Source organism: Cronobacter sp. HA18006 (assembly GCF_011605445.1).
GTDB classification, from domain to species: domain Bacteria; phylum Pseudomonadota; class Gammaproteobacteria; order Enterobacterales; family Enterobacteriaceae; genus Cronobacter; species Cronobacter sakazakii.
On the sequence record NZ_JAANQB010000008.1, the window covers coordinates 1 to 6,379 of the forward strand.

General features: G+C 49.6%; 8 protein-coding genes and 2 pseudogenes. 9 read left to right on the forward strand and 1 reads right to left on the reverse strand.

The genetic code is table 11. From position 1 onward, the window contains the following. The 4 genes and pseudogenes from G9X48_RS21380 to G9X48_RS01695 form a co-directional block, all read left to right on the forward strand. Nucleotides 1-179: pseudogene (locus G9X48_RS21380) on the forward strand (aspartyl/asparaginyl beta-hydroxylase domain-containing protein); the annotation flags it as partial. A gap of 663 nt (nucleotides 180-842) precedes the next feature. After that, nucleotides 843-1,379, forward strand: a complete 537-nt coding sequence (locus G9X48_RS01680; RefSeq protein WP_072159713.1) for a hypothetical protein — start codon at nucleotides 843-845, stop codon at nucleotides 1,377-1,379. Between the two features lie 4 nt (nucleotides 1,380-1,383). Beyond that, nucleotides 1,384-1,974, forward strand: coding sequence for a tetratricopeptide repeat protein (locus tag G9X48_RS01685; protein WP_023343079.1), 591 nt, complete (start codon nucleotides 1,384-1,386; stop codon nucleotides 1,972-1,974). Nucleotides 1,975-2,056: 82 nt separating this feature from the next. Continuing rightward, on the forward strand, nucleotides 2,057-2,518 hold the full coding sequence (locus tag G9X48_RS01695; RefSeq protein WP_166499909.1) for a hypothetical protein: 462 nt from the start codon (nucleotides 2,057-2,059) through the stop codon (nucleotides 2,516-2,518). Between the two features lie 254 nt (nucleotides 2,519-2,772). On the opposite strand, the gene G9X48_RS01700 is transcribed toward G9X48_RS01695, so the two are convergent. After that, nucleotides 2,773-2,883, reverse strand: a complete 111-nt coding sequence (locus G9X48_RS01700) for a hypothetical protein (RefSeq protein ID WP_048246078.1) — start codon at nucleotides 2,881-2,883, stop codon at nucleotides 2,773-2,775. 642 nt (nucleotides 2,884-3,525) lie between these two features. On the opposite strand from G9X48_RS01700, the gene G9X48_RS01705 reads away from it, so the two are divergent. The 5 genes and pseudogenes from G9X48_RS01705 to lpxO all read left to right on the forward strand — a co-directional run. After that, nucleotides 3,526-3,849 carry a MobC family plasmid mobilization relaxosome protein gene (locus G9X48_RS01705; protein ID WP_192869793.1) on the forward strand — a complete coding sequence of 108 codons (324 nt, stop codon included), beginning with the start codon at nucleotides 3,526-3,528 and terminating at the stop codon, nucleotides 3,847-3,849. A gap of 208 nt (nucleotides 3,850-4,057) precedes the next feature. Further along, nucleotides 4,058-4,492 (forward strand): annotated as a pseudogene (locus G9X48_RS21385) (relaxase/mobilization nuclease domain-containing protein); the annotation flags it as partial. A 34-nt stretch (nucleotides 4,493-4,526) separates the two neighbouring features. Next, entirely contained in the window at nucleotides 4,527-5,024 is a 498-nt protein-coding gene (locus G9X48_RS01715) for an MbeB family mobilization protein (protein ID WP_142674820.1), read from the forward strand. Nucleotides 5,025-5,030: 6 nt separating this feature from the next. Further along, nucleotides 5,031-5,246: an MbeD family mobilization/exclusion protein gene (locus G9X48_RS01720; protein WP_023343075.1), complete on the forward strand. Its 216-nt coding sequence runs from the start codon at nucleotides 5,031-5,033 to the stop codon at nucleotides 5,244-5,246. Between the two features lie 270 nt (nucleotides 5,247-5,516). Next, a partial coding sequence (gene lpxO / locus G9X48_RS01725; RefSeq protein WP_166499910.1) for a lipid A hydroxylase LpxO occupies nucleotides 5,517-6,379 on the forward strand: 863 nt, incomplete at its 3' end.

A 6,379-nucleotide genomic window follows, 5' to 3' on the forward strand; every position in this document is an offset into this window, starting at 1 on the left:
CCAACGATAATAATGACAGGACTGGTGCTATAAATCATTTATTTAAATATGTTAATGCTATTCGTGATGCAGGTCAGAAGCTAAAAAAAAGGAATCGAAAACTATATTATTTGATTAAAAATGGAGTTATTTCTTTGATTTTTGTTTGGCTTGCTGTCTCAGTGTTTAGATGGCTGTGATTTGTTTTTTTCTATTGAGTCATACATAAATTTGGGTCTTCTATGCTCAATGTATGGTTATAGATAAAAATCGCCTGCTAAAAAATTCTATTGAAATCTTTTTAGTAAGAAAGGCCCGAATCTGACGCTCAGCGGGCCTTTCGTGAAGAAGTGCGGCAGTAGACAGATTTCATCTGATCACGTTCATGTGCTGCTGTGCAATTAAGCGTTTCTTTCGGAGCTTTCACGGTATTTCCTTCACGAAACCGGCCGCCATTCACTCTTGTGCATAGCCATGCAGCCGCGCAGAAATTATCAGGGGCGTTTTTCAGGGTTTGGGCCGGGGAAAGGTGCCGGAAACGGCCCTCAGGCCGCAGAAACGCGCTGAGGGGCTCTCAGGGGGTGCGGCCAAGAACTCTTATGTTAAATGCGGCGGTGTGGCGGGTTCTTACTTCACACATCATGTTGTCACTCAGACTGAGTCCAGAGAGAAAAAGCCCTCCGGCCGAAGTCGAGTAGTGTTTTACTGGTTTTTTTTGCAGTCCCAGGAGTAATCGTCGTAGTACTTCGGATAGTTATTTGTATATATCTTGTGGTTTTATGTTGAGCTCTTCCGTTTTTGATGCTAAAAAGATTGTCATTACGCGGTGACTTGCCTTTTTTAAAACAAAAATGGAGATATCTATGCTTGATACTGACTGCATTACTGTTCTTACGGCCAGGGGTATTACTGAGATTTTAAATAGTGGAGGAAGCCAGGCTTGGAGACTTGATGCTACTCACGTAGCTAAGCTTCCGTACCTGGTTTGCGTCCAAAATTCGAAAAAAGACTGGGGTAGTCAGGAGGCTAAGCATCATCATGCATTTATGATCGGGAAAATATCCGGAGTAAGTCGAGCCCCTGAAAACCCTAAGCGCTGGATCATAAATATTGATTCCTATGCTGAAATTGATATCCCTGGGCAGTGGGACGGCAATCGTAATCCAGTCTCCTATAGAAAACTTGAAGACATGGGAATTGATATCTCCAAAGTGGATTTCCAACCCCTACCTAAAGAGGATTCCTTAGTCTTGAATACGATAAAAGGCGGGGATGAATATGATGAGTATGAGGAGGATAGCAACAGAGTTAGGCCGATAAATCTAAAAGAGGCTAAAGCAGGGTTGGCTTTATATTTTGGTGTGAATGAGGATGATATTCAGATCACAATTAAGGGATGACCTTATGCCGTCACTCTCTGTTGAGCGCTGGTTAGCACTAGCTACTGCTGGAGATAGCCAGGCTAGATTTCATCTGGGTAAGATATTCTCATGCGGTCTTGGTGTGCATCAGGATTATAAGCAGGCTATATACTGGTTTCAGCTTGCAGCTGAGCAAGGCCATGATGATGCCCAGTTTAGTCTTGGTTGGGCATATCATCTGGGGTTAGGTGGATATAAAGATGCTCAAAAAGCTTCGGAATGGTATCAGAAAGCTGCTGAGCAAGGTCATGCAGAGGCTCAGTTTCAGCTTGGAAGGCTGTATGCTTTCTCTGATTTAAGAAATGATGCGTTAGCAGTCGAATGGTTTCTCTGTGCTGCGAAGCAAGACCACAGTAGTGCCCAATTTAAACTTGGCTGGATGTACCATCTCGGTATGGGCGTTGAGCAAAGTGATAGGCAGGCTTTCCATTGGTTTATTCTGGCCGCTGAGCAAGATCATGCAGGAGCTCAGGCATCTCTTGGTGAGATGTATAAAAATGGATGGGGGGTCGAGCAAGATGATGTTGCTGCGCAGGATTGGTTTTATCGTGCCAGAACCATGCACTATCCCTAAACCCGCCCTGTGCGGGTTTTTTTACGCCTACGTGTAAGAGGCTTGCGGAGCTGGCTGCTGCTGATTCATAACATGAAGCGTTATGGTAAATACATATTATGGTTATTTATTAGGAGTAACTCTGGGAGAGTGGGCTATGGGATCAGATGTTCAATGGCAGATAGATAATGGTTATTTGGCGCAAGTTATGGGGGATTTTTCGACAGAGTCGCCTAGCTTTGAAACGCCAATGTTTGGGCGATATTTTGATACCTTTCAAGCTGCTATACATGTTGCAAAAGCTTTCCCAGGGAGTACGTTGCAGCCATCAGAGTACGAAGATAAAACTGGGATGCTAATACGTCATTATTATGTGGATTGTCATCCGTATTATGATCGACTCCCTCCTGAAAAAAACGATAATTTTCAGTATGATGAGTACCCTTCTGCTATTCATGTGGCTGCGTGTATTGATCAAGCTAGCAAAGAACTCGACGAACTATTGTTTGGTGGTGGATATGGGGAAAATGGTGAGGGGCATGCAAGCCCGATAATTTTATATTAGTGTTAGGGGCGGAGGGATATTATCCAATTTGTAAAATGATCTTCTTGAGATCGTTTTGCTCTGCGCGTAATCTCTTGCTCTGAAAACGAAAAAACCACCTGGGGAGGTGGTTTTTCGAAGGTTCAGTAAGTTGGGGAACTTCTGAACCGTGGTAACAGTCTTGTGCGAGACGTGTCACCAAATCTGTCCTTCCAGTGTAGCCGTAGTCCGGCCACCACTTCAAGAACTCTCGATACATCTCTCGCACATCCTGCTTACCAGTGGCTACCGCCAATGGCGATTTTGTCGTGTCTTTCCGGGTTGGACTCAAGTTGATAGTTACCGGAATGGGCGTGGTAGTCGGACTGAACGGGGGGGTCGTGCATACAGTCCAGCTTGGAGCGAACTGCCTACCCGGAACTGAGTGTCAGGCGTGGAATGAGACAAACGCGGCCACATAACAGCGGAATGACACCGGTAAACCGAAAGGCAGGAACAGGAGAGCGCACGAGGGAGCTACCAGGGGGAAACGCCTGGGATCTTTATAGTCCTGTCGGGTTTCGCCGCCACTGATTTGAGCGTCATATTTCGTGATGCTTGTCAGGGGGGCGGAGCCTATGGAAAAACGGCAACGCCGCATCCTTTTCCCAGCCCTTCCTGATTTGAGCGCCATCTCTTTATCCCGCCATTCGTGAGCCGGTAACGCCCGCCGCAGTCTCACGGCAGGAGCGTAGCGACCGAGTGAGCGAGGAGGCGTCATTTCATCGTCCCCAGCATTTCGCACTTACGCCCCACAGCCGCATTTTTTACCTGCCACATGAAGCACTTCCCTGAATTCCCACTTCGATTTACCATATTAAGCCAGTATACACTCCGCTAGCGCTACGTGACTGGTTCAGGCCTGCGCCCCGAAACCCGCTAAAACCACTGACGCGCCTGCGGCTTGCCCAACACCGCGCCGACCGGAAAAAGATTTCCCGCCGTCCCGGCGTTATCAGGAGGCCGGATTGGCAGACAAACGCAGCAAAATGCTCACGATGTGGGTGACCGAAGATGAGCACCGCCGTCTGCTGGAACGCTGCGACGGTAAACAGCTCGCGGCCTGGATGCGGCAGACGTGCCTGGACGAGAAGCCTGCCCGCGCCGGCAAACTCCCCTCGATCTCGCCGGCGCTGCTTCGTCAGCTTGCCGGCATGGGGAACAACCTTAACCAGATTGCCCGGCAGGTTAACGGCGGTGGCGGCAGCGGGCACGACCGCGTGCAGGTAGTCGCCGCACTGATGGCCATCGATGCCGGACTCGAGCGGCTGCGGCATGCCGTGCTGGAAAAGGGGGCAGACGATGATCGTTAAGTTTCACCCCAGGGGGCGCGGCGGTGGCGCTGGTCCGGTGGATTATCTGCTGGGCAAAGACCGCCAGCGCGAAGGTGCCAGCGTTCTGCAGGGGAAGCCGGAGGAAGTCCGGGAGCTTATCGACGCCTCGCCCTACGCCAAAAAATACACCTCCGGCGTCCTGTCTTTTGCCGAACAGGACTTACCGCCCGGCCAGCGTGAAAAGCTGATGGCGAGCTTCGAGCGGGTTCTGATGCCCGGACTCGATAAAGATCAGTACAGCGTGCTGTGGGTTGAGCACCAGGACAAAGGGCGGCTGGAGCTGAACTTCCTGATCCCGAACACGGAGCTGCTGACCGGCAGGCGTCTCCAGCCGTATTACGACCGCGCCGACCGTCCGCGCATCGATGCCTGGCAGACCATCGTGAACGGCAGGCTGGGGCTGCATGACCCGAACGCGCCGGAAAACCGGCGGGCGCTGGTCACGCCGTCCGCGCTGCCGGAAACGAAGCAGGAAGCCGCCCAGGCGATTACGCGGGGTTTACTGGTCTTAGCCTCGTCCGGGGAGCTGAAAAACCGTCAGGACGTCACTGAGGCGCTGGAAAGCGCGGGTTTTAAGGTGGTGCGCACCACAAAAAGCAGCATCAGCATTGCCGACCCGGACGGGGGGCGAAATATCCGACTGAAGGGAGCCATTTATGAACAGTCTTTTAACGCTGGCGAAGGACTTAGAGCAGAAATCGAAAGCGCAGCAGCAGACTACCGGCGAGATGCTGAAAGCCGCATTCAGCGAGCTCGAGAAGTCTGTCAGAGCGGAACTGAGCGAAAGCGAGAAGAGAATCAGCGCCGCCATCCTCGACCACGACCGGAAGCTGTCCTCAGCCATGAGCCAGCGCACGAAAGGCATGGTGCGTATGGTCAGCCAGACGTGGCTGACCATCGTCCTGGTCTCCGCGCTACTGATAGCCTCGAGCGCGGCCATTCTGTGGTGGCAGGGGAACCAGATGCTCGACAACTACGCGAGCATCCGGGAACAGAGGGACGCGCTGGAGAAGCTGAACGCCCGGACGTGGGGCGTGAGGTACCAGGAGGACAACCAGGGGCGTTTTCTGGTGCTGCCGGAGGGCGTGAAAGCGGATACGAACTGGACGTTCGACAACGGAACGAAGATCGGCATCAGGCTGGTACGGGAGTAGATCAGAATGACAGAGCTGGAAAAACAGTTGCTGAGCGCATTAGAGCAGCTACAGCAGGACTACTCGAAAAGGCTGGACGAGTGGGAGAGCGCCTTCGCGGAATGGCGGACGATGTCTGGTCTTATGCAACGGGAGAACGCGGCGCTGAGCGAGCGCGTCACGGGCTTGAGCAGGCAGGTGCAGAGTTTGAGCGATCAGCTGCGCCGGTTGTCGAGCGGCTGAATGCCGTCGAGCTGCAGCAGGTGCGGGAGGCGCGGCATCAGAAAGCGCTGGAGCTCGAACGATCACAGCGACAGCGGGTATATCACGGTCCGTCCCTTTGATTCATTTCAGCATAATTCCTGCTGAAATCCTCTCTGCCTGTGTAGTAGATATGTTCTGGTGAAGCTTCGATTATACTATTGATAAATAGCATTTAGATTATAATTTAAGTGCATTCATTATGTTATCTTTAAGAGATTTTTATTATTGGCGTGAACAAGGAATATACACATGCTGTCACTTATTATTATTTTTGTTTTTCTTATCAGTGTATTGTATGCGCATTCTCGCGGTAAAATAAAACAAAAGTTTTCCAGGCAGTTATTTGATCATTCAACATTTATGGCTCCGATAAATATGTTTATGACAGGCTTTTCGAAGCTGCCGTCAAAGCAGGCATGGTTTCCCCCAGAAACATTTCCTGAACTTCAACCATTAATTGATAACTGGCAGGTTATAAGAGACGAAGCTGTTAATTTGCAAGGGCACATTAAATCATCTGAAAAAAATAATGATGCAGGATTTAATACATTTTTTAAGCGCGGTTGGAAGCGCTTTTACCTCAAGTGGTATGGAGATGCTCATCCATCAGCGGAGCGGCTTTGCCCAGTAACAACCCAACTGGTTAGCTCTATTCCCTGTATTAAAGCAGCGATGTTTGCTGAATTACCTTCAGGAAGCCATTTAGGAAAGCATCGTGACCCTTATGCCGGTTCAGTTCGTTATCATTTAGGATTATCAACACCAAATGATGAACGGTGTTTTATTGAAGTTGATGGTGTACGCCGCAGTTGGCATGATGGTGAAGTGATAATTTTTGACGAAACTTTTGTTCACTGGGCTCAGAATGATACCGAGCAGACACGTATTATTTTGTTCTGTGATATAGAAAGGCCGATGAAGTGGCGGTGGTCACAAAAAATAAATAGGTGGATAGGTGGGGTGCTAATGTCAGCGGCAGCATCACCCAACGATAATAATGACAGGACTGGTGCTATAAATCATTTATTTAAATATGTTAATGCTATTCGTGATGCAGGTCAGAAGCTAAAAAAAAGGAATCGAAAACTATATTATTTGATTAAAAATGGAGT

Excerpts from the sequence above, each read along its gene's own strand:
- G9X48_RS01680 (WP_072159713.1), top strand. The coding sequence starts at position 843 with ATGCTTGATACTGACTGCATTACTGTTCTTACGGCCAGGGGTATTACT.
- G9X48_RS01685 (WP_023343079.1), top strand. The coding sequence starts at position 1,384 with ATGCCGTCACTCTCTGTTGAGCGCTGGTTAGCACTAGCTACTGCTGGA.
- G9X48_RS01695 (WP_166499909.1), top strand. The coding sequence starts at position 2,057 with ATGGTAAATACATATTATGGTTATTTATTAGGAGTAACTCTGGGAGAG.
- G9X48_RS01700 (WP_048246078.1), bottom strand. The coding sequence starts at position 2,883 with ATGCACGACCCCCCCGTTCAGTCCGACTACCACGCCCATTCCGGTAAC.
- G9X48_RS01705 (WP_192869793.1), top strand. The coding sequence starts at position 3,526 with ATGCTCACGATGTGGGTGACCGAAGATGAGCACCGCCGTCTGCTGGAA.
- G9X48_RS01715 (WP_142674820.1), top strand. The coding sequence starts at position 4,527 with ATGAACAGTCTTTTAACGCTGGCGAAGGACTTAGAGCAGAAATCGAAA.
- G9X48_RS01720 (WP_023343075.1), top strand. The coding sequence starts at position 5,031 with ATGACAGAGCTGGAAAAACAGTTGCTGAGCGCATTAGAGCAGCTACAG.